The following is a 21,203-nucleotide window of genomic DNA, read 5'->3' as shown; positions in this document are numbered from 1 at the left end:
CGCCCTCGAAGCCCTCATCGTGACGGGGCCGTAGAAGGCGTCGTCGGGGCCGGAGGGATGAGTCACCTCTTCCACGAACGCGCGCTTGCGCAAAGCTGCGCTCCATGTACCTTGCTCTGATGTCCGACACGCAGTCGACGTCGCCGGGTGCCCCGGGACTGGCATTGCGGCTGTCCACCGCCGTCGGAGCGAGGCTCGTGTGCGAGGGGCGGGTGCGCCCGCTGAGCATCAACGATGTGATCGACATCTCCGAGGAGCGCCTCACGATCCATCAGGGGTGTGGGCGGCGGCCGCCCGCCGGCGTGGCGGTCGGCGCGAGGCGCCTCGAGCTGGACCACGCGACGGTCACCTGGGGCGTGCGCAGCGGTCACTGTCGGGTGTGGCGCTGCGGGGACTCGAGCTTCGTCGAGGACATGAGCTCCGACAACGGGACCCACGTGCACCGCGATGACCATTGGCATCACATAACCCCTGGGATCCCGGCGGTCCTGAAGGTGGGGGACGAGCTGTCCGTGGGGCGCATCCGCTTCAGCGTCGTGGCCGCATGAACGAAGTATGATCCTCGAGCGAGCCCGCGCGCTCGGCCCCGGCGAGGTCGAGGACGCCTTGCTCGATCTCGACAGCGAGGCCCTTGTTCGCTGGCTCGCGGAGCCGATTCGCCCCTCGTGAGCTCCGAGCGCGGTCGGCGGGGCCATGAGCCCGCAGCGCGCGATCTGCCATCCTCACCCGAGCGACCGCCTCACCCGGCCGGCCACGCCGCTCACGGACGGCGACGAGGTCTGCCGATGGCCGGGGGACTTCCGCTCTCCGCCGGCGCGAGCCTCGCCAGCGCCGCGCACGCGAGGTCGGGCAGGGTCGCCTTCATCCACGCGGGGTCCACGGCGCCGGGCGCCGAGAAGTAGGCGCGGCAGGCCTGGTGCGCCGGGCCGAGCAGCACGACGTCGACCATCACCTCGGACGAGCGCGCCCCGGCGAGGACGCCGAGCTCCGCGAGGTGCGCCGTCATCTCCGCCTTGAGCCGCGCCTTCGTCTCCCGCAGCGCGGCGCGGTGATGCCCGTCGAGCTCCAGCGCGAGCGCCTGGTACATGAAGCGCGCCTCGGCCTCGTGGTCGAGCACCCAGGTCACGTGCGCCGAGACCAGCGCCCGCACCGCCGAGCGCGCCGTCCTGGCAGCGCGCACGCGCGCGGTGACGTCCCCCAGCAGCCGCTCGAAGGTCCGCTCGAGCAGCGCCGCCACCAGCGCCGGGAAGTCCTCGAAGAGGTGGTACACGCTCGAAGGGCTCGCCCCCGCCTCCTTGCGGACATCCTCGATGCCGGTGCGCAGGAGGCCCCGCTGCTCGAAGCAGCGGAGCGCCGCGTCGAGCAGCGCTTCCCGGCGGGCCACGCCGTTCTGTCGCGCCACGGCCACGGCCCTCCCTACCGCAGCCCCGCGCCGCTGACCAGCGGCCCACCGCGGACTCGACTGGAAGATTCTTCCAACTTCATCGTGGAAGTTTCTTCCAGTTCGGTTACCCTCTCGTCGAAAGCGAGGTGGCGCATGAAGCTGGGGCTGGAGAACAGAGCCGCGCTGGTGACCGGCGGCTCGCAGGGGATCGGCAAGGAGGTGGCGTTGCAGCTCGCGGCCGAAGGGGCTCGCGTGGCGCTCACCTACAGGAGCGAGCGTGAGAAGGCCGCGGAGGTCGTCCAGGAGATCGAGCGGCGAGGCGGCGAGGCGCTCGCGCTGGAGCTCGATCTCGGGTCGCTCGAGTCGGTCAAGGCGGCGGTCGCGGCCACCGTGGCGCGCTTCGGGCAGATCGATGTCCTCGTCAACAACGCGGTCCGCTGGAGCGAGCGCCTGCCCTGGGAGGCGCCGCGGTTCGAGGACATCCCGCTCGAGGAGTGGCAGGGCACCCTCCACGACAACGCCGACGGCGCCTTCGCCGCCATCCAGGCCGCGGTGCCTTCCATGCGCGCCCGCGGCTGGGGCCGGATCGTCAACGTCTCCTCGGGCGTGGCGCTCGACGGCGTGGTGGGCGCCGGTCCTTACGCCGCCGCCAAGTCGGCGCTCCACGGGCTCACCGCGGTGCTGGCGCGCGAGCTCGGGCCGCACGGGATCTTGACCAACGTGGTGGTGCCGGGCTTGACCGTGACCGACCGGGTGAGCGCGCGGGCGTCGCCGGAGATGCTGGCGCAGCGCGGGAAGGCGTATCCCGTGGGGCGGCTCTTGAGGCCCGAGGAGGTAGCGCCCATCATCGTCTTCCTGTGCTCGGCGGCGAACACCGCCGTCACGGGGGAGATCCTCCGCGCGAGCGGCGGCCGGCCGATGTGACGGGACTGGCGGGCTCCTCGCGCCTCTCTTCGTGCAGCGCCGCCTCGAACGCCGCGGCGAACACACGGAAACCCGGAAGGCCGGGACGCGCTCGCTTCCTCGGAGAGCCGCGCTGAACACCGCGGGAGGGGGCTCGACGTGCCCCCGGGTGACGTTAAACAACCCGTGCGGGCCGGGTGCTCGGAGCGGGATGACGCGCCGCGATCCGAGCCCGTGACCTGCGAGAGTCGGAGGGCGAGGTGACGGCATTCATCGGTATCAGCAGGGCGCTCCTCGGCGGATTCCTGGCGATCTCCTCGACGCGCGCCAGCGCCGCGCCGGAGACCGCGGACATCGGCGACGAGGGGGAGACCGCAAGCGTGTCGGACAATCCGGAGGGCGAGGTCGCCGAGGAGGCCAGGCGGGGCTCGATCAGGGTCATCGAGGCGACCTACGGGGCCAACTGCGGCATCTCGGCAGGGAACCAGAGCTACAACCTGGCCCGCGCCTGCAACGGCCTCACCTACTGCGAGTACGCGATCGACCACCGTGTCATCGGAGATCCCGCGTACGGCTGCGCCAAGGAGTACTACGCCCGCTGGCAGTGTGGGCCCGGCGACGTGCGCAGCACGGCGGTCCCCGCCGAAGCGTCGGGCCGGACCGTGACGCTCCAGTGCCAGCAGTGACCGCCCTGCGACCCTCCGGCGGATCCGTCGCCACGCCTCCCCGGAATCGCGCGCTTCCGGGGGCGCGCGGCGCCTCGCCGCAGCCCCCTCGCCTCATCGGGACGAGGGCTCAATTCCCCGCGCTCTGCTCCTTCGGCGCCGGCGGCAGCGGCGGCAGCCCCGGACGCGGCCGATACCCAGGCTTCCGGTACGACAGGATCGGGATCGCCTCGTTCTTGTACGGCGCGCTCTCCCCCGGCTTCGGGCACTGATCCCGCACCCAGTAGACGTCGAACGCGACGATTTCGTCGTCCGGCCGCCCGGTGCGCTCATGATACCTGAGCAGGTACTCCTGGAGGCCGGGCTTGCGGAACGGCTTGTTCCGGTCGAGCCGGATCCGGTTGAAATAGTCCTGCCGGATCTGCCCGAGCCCGAGCCCCCGCGCGTCGGAGAGGTCGAGATCGGGCGGGAGCCCCGTGAACGGATCGACGTGGCGCCCGTCGACGGTGATCGCGTCGACGCTGATCGACCCGTCCTCGGTGATCGGGTTCGGGGCGAACATGCCCCACCCCTGGAGCAGGCGCGGATACACGATCGTCGCCTGCACGATCTTCGGCTGAGCATGCTTGAGGACGGCAGGCACGCTCTTGTTCTCGTTGATGGCCTGGCTCACGGCGCAGAGCCCGAGGTACGCGACCAGCGCCTCCCGCGCGATCACCCGGCCGCGGGCGGCCTTCTCCGCGAGCGGCGACGCGCCCCCCACCGCCAGAGCCCTCGCGCGCGGCGGCCGCGTCAGCCCGAAGAAGCTGGCGATGGCGTCGCGCCGCCGCGACACGGCGGCGAGCAGCGCGCCGGGCGCGCCGAGGCAAAGCGCCCAGACCAGCGGGCGGGCAAAGCGACCTCCGGGGAGCGCCTGCAGGATCTCGCGCAGCGCCGCGGCGCCCCGGAACACCCGGCCATCCGACGGATCGCGCGCCTCGAAGAGCTCCGGCCGCGCCTCTACTCCCCCCACCGCCTCCCCTCCCCCCGCCGCCTCCGCCTCCGCCAAGGCCGCCGCGCGCGCCTCCTCGAACCGGAGCAGCTCGAGGTGATCGAGCCGGACCAGGAGCCGCATGATCGCGAAGGCGAGCGGCGAGCCCGCGTCGTAGACGACGACCCGGGGCGCCGCGCGGCGGCGATACCAGCGCGCGAGGGCGTCCCAGTGCTGCGATGTCGGCAGCAGGAACGACCAGCCGATCATGAACCACGAGAAGGGGCCGAGGCGCATCATCACCCCGAACGAGCCGTGCAAGGCCCACATCCCGAGCATCGCCAGCGCGCGCGTGAAGCGGCGGCCGTAGGGCGAGAGGATCCACATCACGAGCAGCGCCTCGACCATCAGGACGCCCCAGGTGAGCCCCCGCTTCGCCCAGTAAGGGATGTACTCCCGCGCGACGGCCGCGAGCCCCGTGACCATGCGGTCGAGGTGCAGCACGTAATGCACCGTCTCGCCGCGGCGCCAGATCAGGCCTGACTTGTTGACGACGTTGAAATAGTAGATGGTCGCCAGGTTGAGGATCGCGAGGAGCACGATCCCCGAGACGTACGGGCGCAGCGCCCACGCGGGGCGGCTCCGGTCCGCGAGATCCGCGGCCGTTCTCTCCTGCCGCTCGCGGTAGGAGCGGATCAGCGCGTCGACCGAGAAGCGCCTGCCGGTCGGCATGAACATCGCCCAGCAGGTGATGAGGTTCACGACGACATAGCCGCCGTTCTCGATCATGACGATCCGGTTGTCCCTGCTCGTCACGAGCAGGAAGGAGAGGATCGAGAACAGCCGCGTGTGCCAGCCGACGAAGAAGCAGAGGAAGCAGAAGAGCGAGAGCGCGAACGCGACGTGGACCTCTCCGATCGACGAGAACGCGTGATAGAGGCTGAAGTTGAATCCGCTGCTCGGGTGAAAGAGGTGGAAGTGGTTGGTGAGCACCCCGTCGTTGCTGTAGATCCAGCTCGCCTCGCCCCAGTGGCGCACGCAGTCGCTCGCCAGGAGGAAGCCGAGCACGAGCCTGAACAGGCCGAGCGTGCGGACATCGATGGTGCAGTAATGCTCCTGGATCCATCGCCCCACGCGCCGGAGGCGCTCCCTCGCAGGCGGCCTCGGGGCTTTGGCGGCGGCTCGGAGCGGCGCGCCGTCGACAGGTGACGCGCCGTCGACGGGTGACGCGCCGTCGACGGGTGACGCGCCGTGCTCCGGCGCCGCCTCGCCAGCCCGCGCGCTCTCCTCCGGCGCCGCCTCGCCAGCCCGCGCGCTCTCCTCCGGCGCGCCGCGATCGGCGGCGCTCGGGTCCTCGTCAGGCTCACGCATGCGAGCGCCTCAGTTCGGCTTGATCGGTCGGGCGAGGCCCGGCGCGAGGGGCGGCATGCGCTCGCCGAGCTTCCCCATGCCTCCCCGCGAGTGCGAGAACAGCTTCTCCCGCTCGAAGGCCGTGGGCGCGGGCTCGCCGGGCGCGGGGGTCGGCGCCGAGACCCAGTACGCGTCGTAGCCCGTCAGCGCCATCTCGCGCCCGCCCTCTTCCGAGAGGGGCCCGCCCTTCGCGAGGTAGTCACGGAAGGCGCGCTGGAAATCGGACCACTCCGGCCGCCGGACGCGATCGAGGTAATCGGACCAGAGCTGGCCGAGCCTCGCCCCGGGGTGCCCGGCCGGCTGCAGCCGCGGCTCCTCCCCGGTCAGCGGATCGATCGGCTGCTGCGCGCGCGACTGGCCGTCGATCACGAGGAGCGCGTTGACCCGCGGCGGCTCGGGCGCCATCACGTCCCACCGCGCCAGCATGCGCGGCCACGTCGCCACGCCGGCCAGCACCGGCCCCTGCGGGATGACGGCCGCGCCGGGCAACGGGTTCTCCTTCGCCGTCTGCGCCAGCATCGCGGCGAGCACCACGAGCACCGCCGCCTCGCGCAGCGACCCCAGCGCGAGGCGCGCCACCCGCACCGCCGGCGCGGGGCTCGACGGCGCGGCGCCCTCGTCGTCGCCGTCCGCGTGGCTCTCGTCGAACAGCGGGATCCCGCACGCCTGCTTGCCGAGGAGCGTGCTGATGTGGTGCCGGCGCGTCGCGACCACCTCGTAGAGCGCGTCGAGGAGGTGCGAGATCCCCGGCAGCTTGAGCGGCCAGGCGAGCCAGCCGAACGGCAGCGCCAGGAGCGCCTCGGTCACCGCCGCGCCCTGCGTGTACACGCGCCCGTTCCGGTCGATCGCGAGCACCGTCCGCTCGACGAGCTCCGGCGTGACCTCCTTCGGCATCGGCACGCGCTCCGTGGCGCCCGTCTGGTTGCGGACGTAGAGCTCGTCGAGCGCGCCGTTGCCCTGGAAGGCCACGTGCCCGCGCAGATCGAGCCGCTTGATCAGGCGGCACAGCGTGAGGCACAGGCCGCAGTCGGCGTCGTACACGAGCGTGCGCGCCCGCCGCTCGTTCCAGGAGCGCTCGTACGCGTCCCAGAGCTCGCCGGGGATCACGAGCGGCGCGGCGGCGGCGAGCCCCCAGCCGAACAGCCCGAGATCGAAGAAGACCCCGAGGATCAGCCCGTGCACCACCATCAGCGCCGCGGCGGCCCCGCGCGTCCAGCGGAAGAGCGCGGGGACGACGATGAGCGCCGGGATCGCGAGCTGCATGGCCCACGTGCCGAACGTGAGCCCGCGCAGCGTGCCGAGCGGCAGGGCGTCGCGGAGCCAGGTGCCCGCGTCGCTCGCCAGGCGCTCGGCGTGGAGCGCGTAGTAGAACGCCGTGCCGTCGCGCCACGCCTCGCCGCGCTGCTGGAGCGCCGTACACAGGTAGATGAGCGCGAGCTGCAGCAGCACCGCCAGCGCGGCGAGCGACGTCGGCGACCACCCGGGCAGCCGCTCGGCCTCGATCTCGGCGTCCGAGGTCCGCGACCGGTCGTTCAGCTCCGTGTCGCGCTTCTCGTCCCGGAGCGCCAGCGAGGCGCGGAGGCTGTCGAGCGAGAGGCGGCCCCCGCAGGGCAGGAAGGCGGTGAACGCGAGCAGCGCGATCGCCGCGTAGTTGCCGGCGTTCTCGAGCAGGATGTTCCGCGACGTCAGGCTCACCAGCACGACGAGCGCGAGGACGTGAAAGACGCGCGTCCGGTAGCCGAGGAGGAACAGGGCGTAGACGACGAGCGCGAGCGAGAAGGCGAAATGGGCCTCCCCCACCGTCGAGACGGCGTGGAACAGGCTGAAGACGTGCTGCTTGCCGCGGAGGTTGAAGAGGTGGTTGTGGTTCGGGAGGACGCCCTCGTTCGAGTAGAAGTCCCGCACCCACCGCCACCGCGCGAACAGGTCGGCGATGAGGACCAGCCCGAAGGTGATGCGAAACAACCCGAGCGAGCGGGCGTCGATGCGCAAGAAATGATCGCGAAGTGATTTCACGGAGAGTCCTCGACCCGGAATCCGTAATCCGATGCATGCTCGAGCTCGGGGACGCTCGGCTGTCGCAAGAGCAGGGACCGCACGGTCCAGAGATCGCCGAAGACGCGGTAGCGCAGCGCGGTCTGGTCGAGGTAGTCGACGCCCGCGGAGCCGCCCGTGCCGGTGCGCCGGCCGATCACCCGCTCGACCATCCGCGCGTGGCGCTGCCGCCAGATGAGCATGGCCTGCTCCATCTCCAGGATGCGGTCGAGCACCTCGCGCGGCCACGCGAGCCGGGGCAGATCGCAGTAGCTCTCGATGAAGACGATCGCCGCGCGGACGGCACGCCGCTTCTCGCGCGTGGCCGCGTCGGCGCCCGGGTCGTCCTCGGCGAGCAGGAACGCCTCGGCGTTCGCGTTCTCGGCCTCGTACCGCGCGCGGAGCCGCTCGACGTCCGCCGGGGTGAGCGCCTTGTCGATCGCGATCTGCACCCGGCGCTCGTTCTCGGCGCGCATCGAGCGCATGTAGTTGCGGAGGAAGCGCAGGACCGCCTCCGGCTCGCTCGAGCCGTCGAGCGGCGTCCGCGACAGCCACTCGTACAGGTAGTGCTTGAGGCTCGGCCCGCTCGCGAGCCGCGCCTCGAGCCGGCGCGTCGCGGACGACGCCGACCCGTCGGCGGTCTTGAGCGCCTCCCTGTAGCTGCCCTCGCGGCCGAGCGGGATCCGGAGCGCGTCGTCGAGCCCCAGCAGGACCTCGATCTCGCGCAGCTGCGCCGACTGGAAGCCGCTCGCGGGGATGAGGCGATCCCGAAAATCCAAGTAATCCCGCGTCGTTAGCGTCTCCATCACCCGGAAGTGCTGGATCGCCTGCTCGAAGATGGTGACGACCCGCCGGAACGAGCGCGCCGCGGAGGCGAGCTTCTGATCGGGCACGGGGTTCTGGCGGAAGAGCTCGCGCGCCGAGGTGAGCTCGCGGAGGATGAGCTTGAACCAGAGCTCGTAGATCTGGTGGACGACGATGAACAGGGCCTCGTCGTTGCTGACCTTCTGCTCGTCGTCGTCGAATCCACCCTGGAGGGCGAGCAGCTCCTCGACGTGGATGTAATCCCAGTAGTTCATGTCGGTGGCGATCGCGAGGCGGGCCGCCGGGGGAGCTCGCGCGGTGCGCCGGCTCCTCGAGCGGCGCCGGGAGTCTACTTCCCGCGACCCCGGAAACGGAAGTGCGCCGGCGCCGCGCGCACGGAAAGCGCGCCCGGTCCGGCGGGCGGTTTCACGGGCCCGCCGCGCCTTCCACCGGCGGGCCGCGCCGCGCGCTCACGGCGCGTCTTCCATCCGCGGCGCGCTCACGGCGCGTTTTCCACCCCCGGCGCGCTCACCGCACGCCTGGCGCGCCAGGCGGCGGCTCGGCCGGCGCGCGCCGCAGGCCGTCGGGGCCCACGTCGACGGGCGGCGCGTAGCTCTTGAGCTCGGCCCGCTCGGAGCTCGCGCCGCTCGCCGCCTCGATCGCCACCACGCCGACGTCCGGGCAGAACGTCGACACGAAGCGCGCCGGGCTGTCGCCGAGGCGCTCCTCGACCGTCTGCACGCACCCCGTGAACCGGCCCGCGGGCACCTCGATCGCGGCGTCGACCGCGGCGATCCGGGCGCGGCCGCCGTGCTCGCCGGTCCACGTCGTGCCGGGCGCGATCGGCTCCTTGAGCACGAAGACGCCCGTGTCGCTGCGGATCACGCCCTCGGGGGTGAACTCGAAGCGCTTCACCCCGGAGGGGAACCGGAGCTCGCCGCGGCGCTCGTCCGCGCGGTGCACGCGCGCGACGAGGAGCCCCTGCTCGCCGCCCTCGCTCAGGGTCGCGTAGTGGTAGATGTGCCCGTCGACGAGCGGGAAGTAGCGCTCGGCCCGCGTGCCCGAGGAGGCGCCCTGCTGCCCGTCGGGCGCCGCGTTCCACGCCGCCAGCGGGACGGGGCCGGGCGCGCCCCCGCAGCCGAGCAGCGCGAGCGAGAGCGCGGCGAGCCGCCGCGCGCGAGGGCGGCCGGGGGTGCGCTCGATCGCGGGGCTCACCGCCCTGCCTCCTCGGTCGTCACGGGCGGGGCCGTCGCGGGCGGGGTCGTCACGGAGACACGTGGCTGTGGGACCAGTACCAGAGCGACAGGATCGCGAGCAGCGCCGCGGCCGCGAGGAGCAGGGCGACGGCGAGCGGATCCGGATCGATCCGGCGCAGCAGCGCCCGCGCGGCGCGGCGGACGTCCTCGCGCTCGGCCTCCTTGGCGAGCCGCCCTGCGTCCGCCCGGACGAGCGCGTAGTCGCCCCGCTCGAACGCCTCGACGAGCCGCGTGAGCTCGGGATCGCGCGGCAGGCCCTCTGCGCCGCCCTCCGCGGCCGCGGCTGCGTCGGCGCCGCGCCGCTTGGCGCGCTTCTTCGGCCGGCGCCGCGGCTCGGCGTCGGCCGCCTCGCCCGGCGGGGAGGTCGCCTCCGGCCCGGCCGGCTCCGGCCGGTCGGCGGCCGCCGGCTCCGGGCCGTCGATGTCGGCCGGCGCCCTGTCCGTCACGTGCAGCTCTCGGTGGTGATGAAGGCCATGGCCGAACCCCTGGGCGGATGATCGAGACGCGGCAGGCTACCTCGAACCCGGGCCCACGTGCCCCCAAAAAGCCCGGAAAACCCGGGATCGGCCGCCGCGGCGCGGCCTACTGCAGGCCCCGGCCCCGGTCGACGTCCATGGGCTCGGGCCGGTCTCTCCAGGGGACGGCCGCCTCGCCCTCGCCGCTCACCACGCAGCGGAGCGCCTCGCACGCGGCCCGGTAGTACGCCTTGCGGCCGCAGCCGACGGCCTTGAACTGGCCGCCGAGCTGCTCCTCGACGCGGACGTCCTTGTCGGGGCAGTCGAGGTCGGAGGTGGCGCGCGCGCGGACCATCGGCATCGCGTTCGACGGCACGTTGGCCACGCTGCACGCGGGCGAGAGCGCGCCGGCCAGGAGGGCGGCGAAGGGGACGAGGGCAGCGGCACGGGACGGGCGCACGGCACGAGCGTAATGCACCGCTCCTCCTGAGATCCCCAGAAATGAACCTACGGCGCGGCGATCCCGGCGCCCGGGCTCCCCCCGTGGTCGAGCCCTCCCGCCTGCCCGGCGCCCGGCTCAGAACTGGAAGTACACGAACGGCACCGCGGCCGCGCTCGCCGCCTCGTGCAGCGAGACCGCGACCAGGAACAGCAGCGCGCCCTGGAGCGGCGCAGGCGCCGCGATGAAGGCGCCGCGGGCGCGCTCGTAGAGGCGCTCGGGCACGTAGTGGGACAGGAGCGCGACCCCGAGGAGCGCGACAAGCACCGGCGGCAGGTTCGGGTGGAACGTCGTCAGCGTGCCGATCTGCCGCAGGATGAGCACGGCCTGCGAGAAGGTCGGCACGCGGAAGAAGATCCACGCGAGGCAGACGTAGTGGAACGTCAGCAGCACGCACAGCGCGCGGATCGGGAAGCCGGCCAGGGATGAGCGCGCGGCCCTCCCCTCGCCCTCCGGACGCCGGCGCTTCATGGCGCGCTGGAAGGCGCGCGTCACGGCGAGGCCGAGGCCGTGGAGGAAGCCCCAGAAGACGAAGTTCCACGACGCGCCGTGCCAGAGGCCGCCGAGCAGCATCGTGATCATCAGGTTGCGGTACGTCGCGAGCTCCGAGCCGCGGTTGCCGCCGAGCGGGATGTACAGGTAGTCGCGCAGCCACGTGGAGAGCGAGATGTGCCAGCGGCGCCAGAAATCGGCGAGGTTCTGCGCCTTGTACGGCGCGTCGAAGTTCTTCGGGAACCGCACGCCGAGCAGCAGCGCCGAGCCGATCGCGATGTCGGTGTAGCCCGAGAAGTCGCAGTAGATCTGCGCGGCGTAGCCGTAGACGCCCGCGAGGACCTCCAGCGCCGAGTAGTTCTCCGGGCGCTCGAAGACGCGGTCGACGAGGTTGAGCGCGAGCTGATCCGAGAGGACGACCTTCTTGACGAGGCCGATCGCGACGAGGAACAGCGCCTCGCCGCCCTCCTCGCGGGTGAGGCTCGGGGCGCGCTCGAACTGCGGGAGCAGGTCGCGCGGGCGCACGATGGGGCCGGCGACGAGGTGCGGGAAGAAGGCGACGAAGAGCAGGTAGCGGAGGTAGCTCCTGTGGGGCGGGAGCTCGCCCCGGTAGACGTCGATGACGTAGCTCATCGACTCGAACGTGAAGAACGAGATGCCCACCGGCGGCAGGAGCACCCGGAACGCGTGCCCCACGCTCGCCGGCTCGCCCGTGAGCAGGGCGCGCAGCGCGGCCACGTTCTCGAGGGCGAAGTTCCAGTACTTGAAGAAGCCGAGGAACCCGAGGTTCAGCGCCACGGTGGCGATGAGCATCGCGCGCCGCGCCCGGGGCCTCGTCTCGCGGGCGATCGCGCGGGCGAGCAGGAAGTCGACGGTGGACGAGGCGAAGATGAGCGGCAGGTAGCGCCAGTCCCAGGCCGCGTAGAACCCGTAGCTCACGAGGAGCAGGAACACGACGCGCGCGCGGATGCCGGCGAACCGCACGAGCGCCCACGATCCGACGAAGACGGCGGCGAAGAACTCGGCGTAACGGAGGGTGTTGAAGAGCACGGCCGGTGGGAGCCCGGGGCAGGCTTGCGGCGAGGGGGGCGCGACGGCCGGGAGGGCCGAACGCGCGGGCTACCCGGGCGGTGGGCGCCGTCTACCACGGCGAGCGCCGCGCGGCGCAGCTGGTGGCAGCGCGGCGCCATGTTGAACGGCGCCCCGCGTCGTGCCAAGGATGGATCTGATGCTGGGTCGCCTGATCCTCGGGATTGTGAAGGGGCTCATCGTGGGGGGCTTGCTCGGGTTCGGGCTGGCGAAGCTCGGCTACGCGGCGCCCATCGCGATCGTCGCCTACGTGGCCGCGGCGCTCGCCGGGGTCCTCGTGGGGCTCGTCGCGGGCAAGCCCATCTGGGCCAAGGACGCGAAGATCGAGGCGGGGATGAAGGCCTTCGTGGGCGCGCTGCTCGGCGCGGGCCTGATGTACGCCGCGCGGCGCTGGCTGACCATGGAGGTGCCGGCGCCGCTCGGCGAGCTCGGCGGCGCGAACCTGTCGCTCGGCGAGGCCGCGGGGAGCGCGGGGACGTTCGGCGGCCTCGCGATCACGTCGCTCGCCGCGATCGCCGCCCTGCTCGGCGGCTTCTACGAGGCCGACAACGACCCCTCGGACGAGGAGAAGCCGGGCGCGAAGCCGGCGGTGAAGGCGGCGGCCGGGGGCAACAAGCGCATCGCGGCGTCCGCCGCGGCGGACGAGCTCGACGACGACCTCGAGGTCGAGCCCGAAAAGAAGCGCGCGAAGAAGTAGGCCGTGCCGGTCGCGCGAGCGCTCCTCTACGCGGCCTCGCTCGGCGCGCTCGCGCTGGTCGCGCGGTCCTTGCTCGTCGCGCCGGTGCCCTTCGCGGTCGCCGGCGCGGCGATCGTCGGGTACCTCGCGCTCGTCCTGTGCGGGGTCTTCTTCCTCGGGCTCGGCATGTTCGTCGACGTGGTGAAGCGCGGCCCGCCCGGCGCGCGGGGCGTCGCGCTGACGTTCGACGACGGGCCCAGCCCGGAGCACACGCCGCGGGTCCTCGATCTCCTCGACCAGGCGGGCGCGAAGGCGACGTTCTTCGTCATCGGCCGCAAGGCCGAGGCCCACCCGGAGCTCGTCCGCGAGATCGCGGCGCGGGGCCACGCCATCGGGCTGCACAGCCACGCGCACGACCGGCTCTTTTCGCTGCGCTCGGCCCGCGCCGTCGAGCGCGATCTCCGGCGGGGCCTCGACGCCCTCGAGCGGATCACCGGCGCCCGCCCGACGCTGTTCAGGCCGCCGGTCGGCCACACGAGCCCGCGCATCGCCCGCGCCGTCGACGCGCTCGACCTCGACGTAATCGGCTGGTCGGCGCGGGGGTTCGACGGGCTCGCCGGGGCGAGCCCCGAGCGGGTGGCGGCCCGGGTCGTCCCGGGGCTCCGCGACGGGGCCATCGTGCTGCTGCACGACGCGGCCGAGCGCGACGACCACGCGCCCGCGGGGGTCGCGGCGCTCCCGCGGATCCTCGCGGCGATGAGCCAGCGCAACCTGGTCGGGGTCCGCCTCGACGCGTGGCTCGACGAAGGCGGCCGGGACGACGCCCTGGCCTAGACCATTTCTCGCAGGTGGCGCTACGCTCCGTCCGATGGCTGCGCCGGTGAGTCTGACGCTCTTTGCGCATATCGCGGCGAGACCGGAGGACGAGCTCGACCTCGCCGAGGCGGCGCTCCTCATCGACGACGCCGCGTACCCGGGCCTCGACATCCCGCACTACCTCGGCGTGCTCGACCAGCTCGGCGGCGAGGCGCGCCGCGCGATCGAGCGCCCCCTGCGCGCCCCGGAGGCGACGCCGGGCAGCGGCCCGATCGAGCAGCTGCTCCGCTGGTTCTACGGCGATCTCGGGTTCCACGGGAACGCGGGCGACTACTACGACCCGAAGAACAGCTACCTGCACGAGGTCCTGGATCGCCGGACGGGCATCCCCATCACGCTGGCGGTCGTGCTCCTCGAGGTGTGCCGGCGCGCCGGCCTGGAGGCGCAGGGCGTGTCGTTCCCGGGGCATTTCCTGGTGAGGACGCCGGTCCGCGGCGGCGTGCTGCTCATCGATCCGTTCGAGGGCCGGCTGCTCGGCCGGGACGACCTGCGCGCGCTGCACACCCGCGCGACCGGCGCCACGCGCGACCCGGACCCGCGGCTCCTCGTGCCGGCGCAGAAGCGGCAGATCCTGGTGCGCATGCTGAACAACCTGCGCTCGATCTACTCGAGCCGCTCGGACGCGGCGCGGCTGCGCAGCGTGCTCGAGCGGATGCAGGTGCTCGCGCCGACCGACGAGCTGCGGAAGGAGCTCGACCAGCTCGGCGGGGAGCGGCCGTGGCCGCCGCTGGGGCGCGGGCTGAACTGACGTAGCCCGATCGCCGCTCGCGCGCTGCGCGCGATGGGATACCCTCGTCGGCATGGGTCAACCTGCCGCGGCCCCCCTGACCTTCGAGGAGCTCTACCAGCGCATCCGCGCCCTTCCCGAGCACCTGACGGGCGAGATCCTGGAGCCCGGCGTCCTCCGCACGATGTCGCGGCCCGGGAAGCGCCACCGCCGCGCGGCCAGGCTCTGTCTGCACGGCCTCGTCCCGTTCGACGCGAACGTCGGCGGCGCCGGCTGGTGGATCGAGCCCGAGACCGAGATCCGCTTCCCCGGCGGCCGGCTGGTCGTGCCGGATCTGTGCGGATTCCGCGTCGAGCGGATCCCCGAGCTGCCGGACGAGAACCCGCTGACGATCCTCCCCGACTGGTGCTGCGAGGTCCTGTCGCCCGGGACCGCGCGCGACGACCTGGCGGTGAAGCTGCCGCTCTACGCGCGCTCCGGCGTCGGCTGGAGCTGGATCGTGGACCCGATGCGCCGGCTGGTCGAGGTGTTCGAGACGGTCGGCGGAAGGCCGGCGCTCACGGCGACGGCGCAGGACGACGAGCGCGTCGTGCTGCCCCCGTTCAACGGAGAGCTCGCGGTCGCGTCGTGGTGGCTTCCCGGGACCGTCGAGGAGTGAGAGGAGCGTGAGGGCGGCGGTGCGCGCGCGATCCGTTCACTGGCTCGACCACGCCCACGCCGTCCTGTCCCGCCGCCGCCGGCTCTTCGCGGCCGGCTGGGGCGACGAGGGCGTCCTCGAGCGGGTCCCGACCATCGCGCGGTTCTCGGAGCCCCCGCGCGCCGCGGCCGTCACCTGGGGGCGGCCGCGGGCGGATGGGCCCGTCGACGTGACCGACGGCTCCTTCGCCGCCGCGCTCCCGGGCCTGCCGCCCTGCGCGGGCACGGCCTTCGTGCGCCGCATCGCGCCCAGGGCGCCCGAGCGGGGCCGCCGCCGGCCGGTCTACGTCGCGCTGGCCGCCTCCGGCGACGAGGGCTTCGCCGCGCGGACGCGGCTCTTCTGGCCGCTCGCCGCCCGCGAGGGCATCGAGGTCATCCTCCTCGAGAACGCGATGTACGGCCTCCGCCGGCCCCCCGGGCAGCGCGCCACCGCGATCCGCACCGTGGCCGAGCACCTCTTGATGAACCTCTGCACCGTCGAGGAGACGCGCGCGCTCGTCGAGCACCTCGCCCGCGAGGGACACGAGCGCATCGGCGTCGTCGGCTTCAGCATGGGCGGGACGTCGGCGGCGCTGGCCGCGGCGGTGACGGCGCGCCCGCTCGCGGTCGCGGTCTTCGGCGCGGGCCGCAGCGCCGTGCCGGTGTTCACCGAGGGGATGCTGTCCGTCAGCGTCGAGTTCGAGGCGCTCGGCGGGCCCGCGGCGGCGCGGGCGCGGCTCGGCGCCCTCTTCGGCGCCGCCGACCTCGACCGCCACCCGGCGCCGCGGCGGCTCGACGCGACCGTCCTCGTCGGCGGGCGCCGCGACGGGTACGTGTTCGCCGAGCAGGTCGAGGCGCTCCACGCGCACTGGAGGTCGAGCGAGCTCCGGTGGCTCGACACCGGGCACGCCGGCGCGATCGTCTACCAGGCCGAGGCGCTCCGGCGCGCCGCCGTCGACGCGATGGCGCGGCTCGGCGCGTAGCGAGCGCGAGGCCCCTCACCCCGCGGCGCCCGGCAGCTGCACCACGAACCGCGCCCCGCCCTCGGCCCCTGCCTCGACCCCGATCGCGCCGCCCGCCGCCTCGACGAGCCCGCGGCACACCGCGAGCCCGAGCCCCGTCCCCTCGCCGACCTCCTTCGTCGTGATGAACGGCTCGAACAGCGTCTCGCGGACCGCCTCGGCGATCCCCGGCCCGTTGTCCTCGACCTCGATCCGCGCGCCCCCGCCCGCGGCCCGCGACGCGCGCACCCAGACGCGCCCGCCGGCGCGCGGCACCGCGTCGGCCGCGTTCAGGAGGAGGTTCAGGAGCACCTGCACCAGGCGGCCGTGCGACAGCTGGACGGGCGGCACGTCGGGCGCGACGTCCCGCACGAGCTCGACCGCGCGGAACGCCTTCTGCGGCGAGACCAGCGAGACGACGTCCGCGAGCGCCTCCGCGACCGAGCCGGAGGGCTCCTCCCCGGCGTCGCCCGCGCCGCGCGCCGCCGGCCGCGCGAAGTCGAGCAGGTCGCGCAAGATCTTGTGGATGCGCTCGGTCTCGCGCTTCATCCGCTCGAGGAACTCGCGCTCCTCGTCGGGCGTGAGCCCCCCGGCGAGCAGGAGCTCCTGGAAGCCGAGGATCGCGGCGATGGGGTTGCCGATCTCGTGCGCGAGCCCCGCCGCGAGCCGCCCCACGGACGCGAGGCGCTCGGAGCCGACCAGCCGCTCCTGCGCGCTCTTCAGGTCCGCCGCGTAGCGCTCGACCTCGGCGATCTTCGCCCGCAGCGACTCCTCGTCGGACCGGAGGCGGCCCGTCATGTGCGCGAGGCTCGCCCCGAGCTCCGCGAGCTCCCGCGCGCCGGCGCGCGGCGCCTCGAGGTCGCGCGCCCCGCCGGCCACGCGGCGGGCGGCCTGCGACAGCGCGTCGACGGGCCGCACCACGAGGCGCGTCATCGCGATGTACGCGAACACGAGCAGCGCCAGCGCCACGACCCCCGTGTAGAGCGCCACGATCCGGACGAGCGGCGCGGAGGGCACCGTCGACGGGTCGGTCGGCACCAGCACGGCCACGGAGCCGACCTGCGGCGGCCGCGCGGGCGCCGCGTCGGGCGCGCGCGCCGCCTCCGCGCGCGCCGTGTCGCGCGCCGCCTCCGCGCGCGGCGCCGCGTCCCGCGCGTGCTCCGGGACGACGACCAGGAGCGCGCCGCCCCGCGCGGTGCGCACCGCCCTCAGCACCTCCGCGCCCGCCTCCACCGAGGCCGGCAGCGCCGCCGCCACCTCCGGCTCCCCGGCGCGGTCGACGAGCGCGCCCGCCGCGTCGTAGACGCCGATCGCCGACGCCCCGTCCGGCCCGAGCTGCGCCTCGAGCAACGGCGAGAGCTCCGGCGCCGACCGGCTCGCCCGCGCCGCGGCGACGTGCCCGGCGATCGCGCGGCCGATCGCGCGGGCGCTGGACGCGCGCGCGCCGACCATCGTGGCCCGCGTGAGGTTCGCGACGGCGAAGAAGAGCGGCACGAACGCCAGCACGAGCAGCGCGCCGAGCGCGAACAAGAGCTGAAGCCGGATCCCGAGCCGCACGGCGTGTCCCTGCCCCTCGACGCCATCCTCGCCCAGGTCGCCCCCGATCGCACGCGGCAGACGGCGGATCCGCCGCCCGCGCGCGCCGCCAGGCGAGCCGGCGCGGCGCCGCTCGAGGGGGCTGGGCCGTCGCTCGGCCCCGCCGCGACGGAGCCCCGGCGCAGGACCGGCCGTGCGCCGAGGGGAGCCGCGCAGGCTCGGGAGCCGTGGACCCAGCGGCGCGCTGCGGCAGCCATGCTAGCCTGACACGTGGGCTGTCCGGCGAGCGACGCGCAGGGCCAGACGAGGAGCGCACCGGGCTCAGGCCGACTGGACCCGGCGCGCGCCGAGGACGAGCGCGACACGCCGGCCGAGGACGCGTGGGCGCCGGCGCTCCTCGGCGCGCTGGACGCGCTGATGTGGGAGGTCTCCGGCGACGCGCTCGAGCTGTCGGCGGTGCGCGCGCCGGCGAGGGAGCTGTTCGGGCACGCCGCCGAGCGCTGGGCGGCCGACGACGGCCTCTTCTGGCGGCACCAGCACCCGGAGGACCGGTCGCGGCTGCTCGCCCTGGCGCGCAAGGTCCTCGCGGAGGGGTCGACCGAGCGCATCGAGCACCGCTTCTTCGCCGCCGACGGCCGCACGGTGTGGCTGAGCAGCGAGCTCGCCCGCCGCGCGGACCCCGCCGGCAGGGGGCCCGTCGCCCGCGGCCTCTCCATCGACGTCACGCGGGCCAAGGTCGCGGAGGAGGCGCTCCGCGAGAGCGAGGAGCGGGCGCAGGCGCTGCTCGAGTCGACGGAGCAAGGGATCTACGGGCTCGATGGCGCGTGCCGGTGCACGTTCGCCAACCGGGCCTGCGCGCGGCTGCTCGGCTACCGCGACGAGGCGGAGCTCGTCGGCCGCGCGATGCACCAGCTCATCCACCACACGCGCGAGGGCGGCGCGCCGCTGCCCGAATCGGAGTGCGGGATCTGCCGCACGGCCCGGAGCGGGGAGGCCGCGCACCTCGCCGGCGAGCTGCTCTTCCGCGCGGACGGGACGAGCTTCCCCGTCGAGTACTGGTGCCGCCCCGTCCGCAGGCAAGGCGAGGTCGTCGGCGCCATCGTCACGTTCGTGGACATCACCGAGCGGAGGCAGAGCGAGCAGCTGCTCGCCGCGCAGGCGCTCATGGGCGCGCTCCGGGCCGAGGTGAGCGCGGCGCTGTCCCACCCCGGAACGATGCGCGAGCTCCTGCAGCGCTGCGCCGAGGCGATCCGGGCGCACCTCGACGCGGCGTTCGCCCGCATCTGGCTGCTCGACGAGCACGCGCAGGTCCTGGAGCTCCGCGCGAGCGCGGGGATGTACACGCACCTCGACGGGCCCCACAGCCGCGTCCCCGTGGGCAGCTACAAGATCGGCCGCATCGCGAAGGAGCTCCGGCCGCACCTCACGAACGACGTCCTCCGCGATCCCCAGGTGAGCGAGAAGGGCTGGGCGCGGCGCGAGGGCATGGTGTCGTTCGCCGGCTACCCCCTGCTCGTCGAGGATCGGCTCATCGGCGTCATGGCGATGTTCGCGCGGCGGCCCCTGCACGAGGAGGTGCTCGACGCGCTCGGGACGATCGCGGTCACGGTGGCCCAGGGGATCGAGCGCAAGCGCGCCGAGGACGCGCTCCGGGAGAGCGAGGCGAGGCGCGCCGCCGAGCACGCGGTCCTGCGGCGCATCATCGGGCAGAGCGGCGACGGGATCGTCATGGTGGACGAGCACGGCGTCGTCCGCCTGATGAACCCGGAGGCCGAGCGGCAGCTCGGGCCGGCCACGGAGCTCACGATCGACGCGTGGGCGCGCGCGACGGGCGCCGCCCCGGCGGACGGCGCCTCGGCGCCCGCCGCGGAGACGCCGCTCCACCGCGCCCTGCGCGGGGAGAAGGTGGAGAGCGTCTGCTGGCAGGTCCAGCGGCCGGACGGCTCGGCGCGCGTCCTCTCCGCGAGCGCGTCCCCGCTGCGCCGCGCGGACGGCGCGCCCGCGGGCGCGGTGATGAACACCCGCGACGAGACCGAGCGGCTCCGGCTGGAGCGGGAGCGCGAGCGGCTCCTCCGGAGCCTCGAGGAGGCGGTCGAGGTGCGCGACGAGTTCCTCTCCATCGCGTCGCACGAGCTCAAGACGCCGCTCACGGCGCTCCTCCTCCAGGTGGAGAGCCTGCGCCGGGCGATCCGGCTCGGTCAGGCCACCCAGGACGCGGCGCGGCTCGACGCCAAGCTCTCGACCATCCACCGGAGCGTCTTCCGGCTGAGCGACCTCGTGAACGAGCTGCTCGACGTCTCCCGGATCTCGGCGCGGGGCCTGTCGCTCCGCGTCGAGGAGTTCGACCTCGTCTCGCTGCTCCGCGAGAGCGTCGAGCGGTTCGAGGAGGGGCCGCGCCGGGGCTCGTCGATCCGGCTGCTCGGGAGCGAGGAGGTCCTCGTGCGCTGGGATCGCTCCCGCATGGAGCAGGTGATCACGAACCTCCTGTCGAACGCCGTGAAGTACGGCGCCGGCGCGCCCATCGACGTGCGCGTCGAGGCCGACGCCGAGCGGGTCCGGTTCGCCGTAGAGGACCGCGGCATCGGCATCGCGCCCGGCGACCAGGCGCGCATCTTCGAGCGGTTCCAGCGCGCGGCGTCGGTGATGCACTACGGCGGGTTCGGCCTCGGCCTGTGGATCGTGCGGCTCATCGTGGAGCAGCACGGGGGCGCCGTGCGGGTGGAGAGCGCGCCGGGGCGCGGGGCGACCTTCTCGGTCGAGCTGCCGCGCGCCGTCGGCGGGGGCGGCGCCCCGGCGGAGGGCGGCCCGCCGCCGGCGGGCGGGTAGGCAGAGGAAAACTGACGCAGCCGGCGAGCCCCAGCAGAGCTGCCGTTGCGCCCGAGCGCAAAACCGGCAACCTCATGCGATTCTGGGCACCGACGGAATCGTCGAGGGGCCCGCCTCGACTCACGCGGGCGAGATGACACCGAGGCTGGCAATGCTCATCCGTGTCGATTACCCCACAAGAATGCGTCTAAGGAGCTTCGCCAGAAGTTCGTCGGACACGCCGAGAAACATGAGCTCCACAGCCGCAAATGACAGTTTAACAAAGAAGCTTGGGCTCGACCCGATAGCCCCGTGCGCTGCCTCCGCCAATCTCAGCACTCCAGGACTCAGCTTCGTGGCGACCGCTAATGAGAGCGCCCGAAGGATCGCCTGCGAATACTCCTCCGGCAACCCGAGCCTCGCATCATCAATGGTGGCCGCAAGAGATTTACCCGACCTCACCCCTTCGCTGGTAGAACTCCCAAGCGGCGTGACGATTTGTTGCCCTTCTGGCTGGCCTGCGCGAAGCTCCAGCGCGTCGCGCACCGTCACGTCGCGCCGACCGAGGGCTCAGGCGGCAACCTGGGCCCTCATCTTTTTGCCACGCCGACGCCGGCGAGCTTACGGGACGGCCATCTCCGGGAATCAGTTCGCGTCCAATTTCCGCGGACCTGCGTGGCCGCTTACAACGGGCCGCTCTCTGCCCCGCCTCCTTCGCCAGGACCCGCTCCACCGTCACCGCCGGAGCCCTCGGTGGAGCCATCTCGGACCTTCGGACGGACCTGGATCAGCGTTGCCGAAACCACGGTCTTTGCAACGGGGGGCTGCCGCTGGGAACCGCTCCATTAACCGCTCCGGGCCGACGCCATTCCCATCTTCGGCCCACTCACCTGGCGCATGGACGGCGGTCGATGGCAAGGCTCAACACCAAGAACACCGAGCAAGT

18 protein-coding genes are annotated in these 21,203 nt (G+C 73.6%); 9 read left to right on the top strand and 9 right to left on the bottom strand.

Features of this window, described 5'->3' with window-relative positions; all coding sequences use genetic code 11:
- Window positions 1-104 precede the first annotated feature (104 nt).
- A complete protein-coding gene (locus tag NQZ70_RS49110) occupies window positions 105-548 on the top strand; it encodes an FHA domain-containing protein (RefSeq protein ID WP_129580390.1) in 444 nt (147 codons plus the stop codon).
- Between the two features lie 212 nt (window positions 549-760).
- Here NQZ70_RS49110 and NQZ70_RS49105 read toward each other — a convergent pair whose 3' ends face one another.
- Window positions 761-1,402 carry a TetR/AcrR family transcriptional regulator gene (locus NQZ70_RS49105; RefSeq protein WP_272827204.1) on the bottom strand — a complete coding sequence of 214 codons (642 nt, stop codon included), beginning with the start codon at window positions 1,400-1,402 and terminating at the stop codon, window positions 761-763.
- 135 nt (window positions 1,403-1,537) lie between these two features.
- Here NQZ70_RS49105 and NQZ70_RS49100 point away from each other — a divergent pair, with 135 nt between their 5' ends.
- Entirely contained in the window at window positions 1,538-2,308 is a 771-nt protein-coding gene (locus NQZ70_RS49100) for an SDR family NAD(P)-dependent oxidoreductase (protein ID WP_129580388.1), read from the top strand.
- Window positions 2,309-2,547: 239 nt separating this feature from the next.
- On the top strand, window positions 2,548-2,973 hold the full coding sequence (locus NQZ70_RS49095; protein ID WP_129580387.1) for a hypothetical protein: 426 nt from the start codon (window positions 2,548-2,550) through the stop codon (window positions 2,971-2,973).
- 109 nt (window positions 2,974-3,082) lie between these two features.
- On the opposite strand, the gene NQZ70_RS49090 is transcribed toward NQZ70_RS49095, so the two are convergent.
- The 7 genes from NQZ70_RS49090 to NQZ70_RS49060 all read right to left on the bottom strand — a co-directional run bounded on the left by NQZ70_RS49090 (window position 3,083) and on the right by NQZ70_RS49060 (window position 11,922).
- Window positions 3,083-5,293, bottom strand: coding sequence for a hypothetical protein (locus NQZ70_RS49090; protein ID WP_129580386.1), 2,211 nt, complete (start codon window positions 5,291-5,293; stop codon window positions 3,083-3,085).
- 9 nt (window positions 5,294-5,302) lie between these two features.
- Window positions 5,303-7,348, bottom strand: coding sequence for a DCC1-like thiol-disulfide oxidoreductase family protein (locus NQZ70_RS49085; RefSeq protein ID WP_237244746.1), 2,046 nt, complete (start codon window positions 7,346-7,348; stop codon window positions 5,303-5,305).
- A complete protein-coding gene (locus NQZ70_RS49080) occupies window positions 7,345-8,445 on the bottom strand; it encodes a tryptophan 2,3-dioxygenase family protein (protein ID WP_129580385.1) in 1,101 nt (366 codons plus the stop codon). The genes NQZ70_RS49085 and NQZ70_RS49080 overlap by 4 nt, the downstream gene beginning before the upstream one ends.
- Window positions 8,446-8,698: 253 nt before the next feature.
- Window positions 8,699-9,385, bottom strand: a complete 687-nt coding sequence (locus tag NQZ70_RS49075) for a hypothetical protein (RefSeq protein WP_129580384.1) — start codon at window positions 9,383-9,385, stop codon at window positions 8,699-8,701.
- A gap of 49 nt (window positions 9,386-9,434) precedes the next feature.
- Window positions 9,435-9,872, bottom strand: a complete 438-nt coding sequence (locus tag NQZ70_RS49070) for a hypothetical protein (RefSeq protein ID WP_129580383.1) — start codon at window positions 9,870-9,872, stop codon at window positions 9,435-9,437.
- A 136-nt stretch (window positions 9,873-10,008) separates the two neighbouring features.
- Window positions 10,009-10,341: a hypothetical protein gene (locus NQZ70_RS49065; protein WP_129580382.1), complete on the bottom strand. Its 333-nt coding sequence runs from the start codon at window positions 10,339-10,341 to the stop codon at window positions 10,009-10,011.
- 117 nt (window positions 10,342-10,458) lie between these two features.
- Entirely contained in the window at window positions 10,459-11,922 is a 1,464-nt protein-coding gene (locus NQZ70_RS49060) for an MBOAT family protein (RefSeq protein WP_129580381.1), read from the bottom strand.
- Window positions 11,923-12,100: 178 nt separating this feature from the next.
- On the opposite strand from NQZ70_RS49060, the gene NQZ70_RS49055 reads away from it, so the two are divergent.
- Genes NQZ70_RS49055 through NQZ70_RS49035 form a run of 5 tightly spaced genes read left to right on the top strand, consistent with a single transcriptional unit; the run spans window position 12,101 to window position 15,898 of the window.
- On the top strand, window positions 12,101-12,658 hold the full coding sequence (locus NQZ70_RS49055; RefSeq protein WP_129580380.1) for a hypothetical protein: 558 nt from the start codon (window positions 12,101-12,103) through the stop codon (window positions 12,656-12,658).
- Window positions 12,659-12,661: 3 nt separating this feature from the next.
- Window positions 12,662-13,471, top strand: coding sequence for a polysaccharide deacetylase family protein (locus NQZ70_RS49050; RefSeq protein ID WP_129580379.1), 810 nt, complete (start codon window positions 12,662-12,664; stop codon window positions 13,469-13,471).
- Window positions 13,472-13,517: 46 nt separating this feature from the next.
- Window positions 13,518-14,261: a SirB1 family protein gene (locus NQZ70_RS49045; protein ID WP_237244745.1), complete on the top strand. Its 744-nt coding sequence runs from the start codon at window positions 13,518-13,520 to the stop codon at window positions 14,259-14,261.
- 52 nt (window positions 14,262-14,313) lie between these two features.
- Window positions 14,314-14,898: a Uma2 family endonuclease gene (locus NQZ70_RS49040; protein ID WP_129580377.1), complete on the top strand. Its 585-nt coding sequence runs from the start codon at window positions 14,314-14,316 to the stop codon at window positions 14,896-14,898.
- A gap of 19 nt (window positions 14,899-14,917) precedes the next feature.
- Window positions 14,918-15,898: an alpha/beta hydrolase family protein gene (locus NQZ70_RS49035; RefSeq protein WP_129580376.1), complete on the top strand. Its 981-nt coding sequence runs from the start codon at window positions 14,918-14,920 to the stop codon at window positions 15,896-15,898.
- A 15-nt stretch (window positions 15,899-15,913) separates the two neighbouring features.
- Here the strand turns inward: NQZ70_RS49035 and NQZ70_RS49030 are convergent, their stop codons facing one another.
- On the bottom strand, window positions 15,914-17,473 hold the full coding sequence (locus NQZ70_RS49030; protein WP_129580375.1) for an ATP-binding protein: 1,560 nt from the start codon (window positions 17,471-17,473) through the stop codon (window positions 15,914-15,916).
- Between the two features lie 249 nt (window positions 17,474-17,722).
- Between NQZ70_RS49030 and NQZ70_RS49025 the strand changes: the two genes are divergently transcribed.
- The gene (locus NQZ70_RS49025) at window positions 17,723-20,278 is read left to right on the top strand and encodes a PAS domain S-box protein (RefSeq protein WP_129580374.1); all 2,556 of its coding nucleotides are present in this window, start codon (window positions 17,723-17,725) and stop codon (window positions 20,276-20,278) included.
- Window positions 20,279-21,203 lie beyond the last annotated feature (925 nt).

Origin of the sequence: Sorangium sp. So ce836 (assembly GCF_028553905.1) — a bacterium.
Classification (GTDB): domain Bacteria; phylum Myxococcota_A; class Polyangia; order Polyangiales; family Polyangiaceae; genus Sorangium; species Sorangium cellulosum_D.
The sequence above is the reverse complement of the archived record's forward strand: the minus strand, read 5'-3'. Positions and strand labels throughout refer to the sequence as shown.

Excerpts from the sequence above, each read along its gene's own strand:
- NQZ70_RS49110 (WP_129580390.1), top strand. The coding sequence starts at position 105 with ATGTACCTTGCTCTGATGTCCGACACGCAGTCGACGTCGCCGGGTGCC.
- NQZ70_RS49100 (WP_129580388.1), top strand. The coding sequence starts at position 1,538 with ATGAAGCTGGGGCTGGAGAACAGAGCCGCGCTGGTGACCGGCGGCTCG.
- NQZ70_RS49090 (WP_129580386.1), bottom strand. The coding sequence starts at position 5,293 with ATGCGTGAGCCTGACGAGGACCCGAGCGCCGCCGATCGCGGCGCGCCG.
- NQZ70_RS49080 (WP_129580385.1), bottom strand. The coding sequence starts at position 8,445 with ATGAACTACTGGGATTACATCCACGTCGAGGAGCTGCTCGCCCTCCAG.
- NQZ70_RS49055 (WP_129580380.1), top strand. The coding sequence starts at position 12,101 with ATGCTGGGTCGCCTGATCCTCGGGATTGTGAAGGGGCTCATCGTGGGG.
- NQZ70_RS49040 (WP_129580377.1), top strand. The coding sequence starts at position 14,314 with ATGGGTCAACCTGCCGCGGCCCCCCTGACCTTCGAGGAGCTCTACCAG.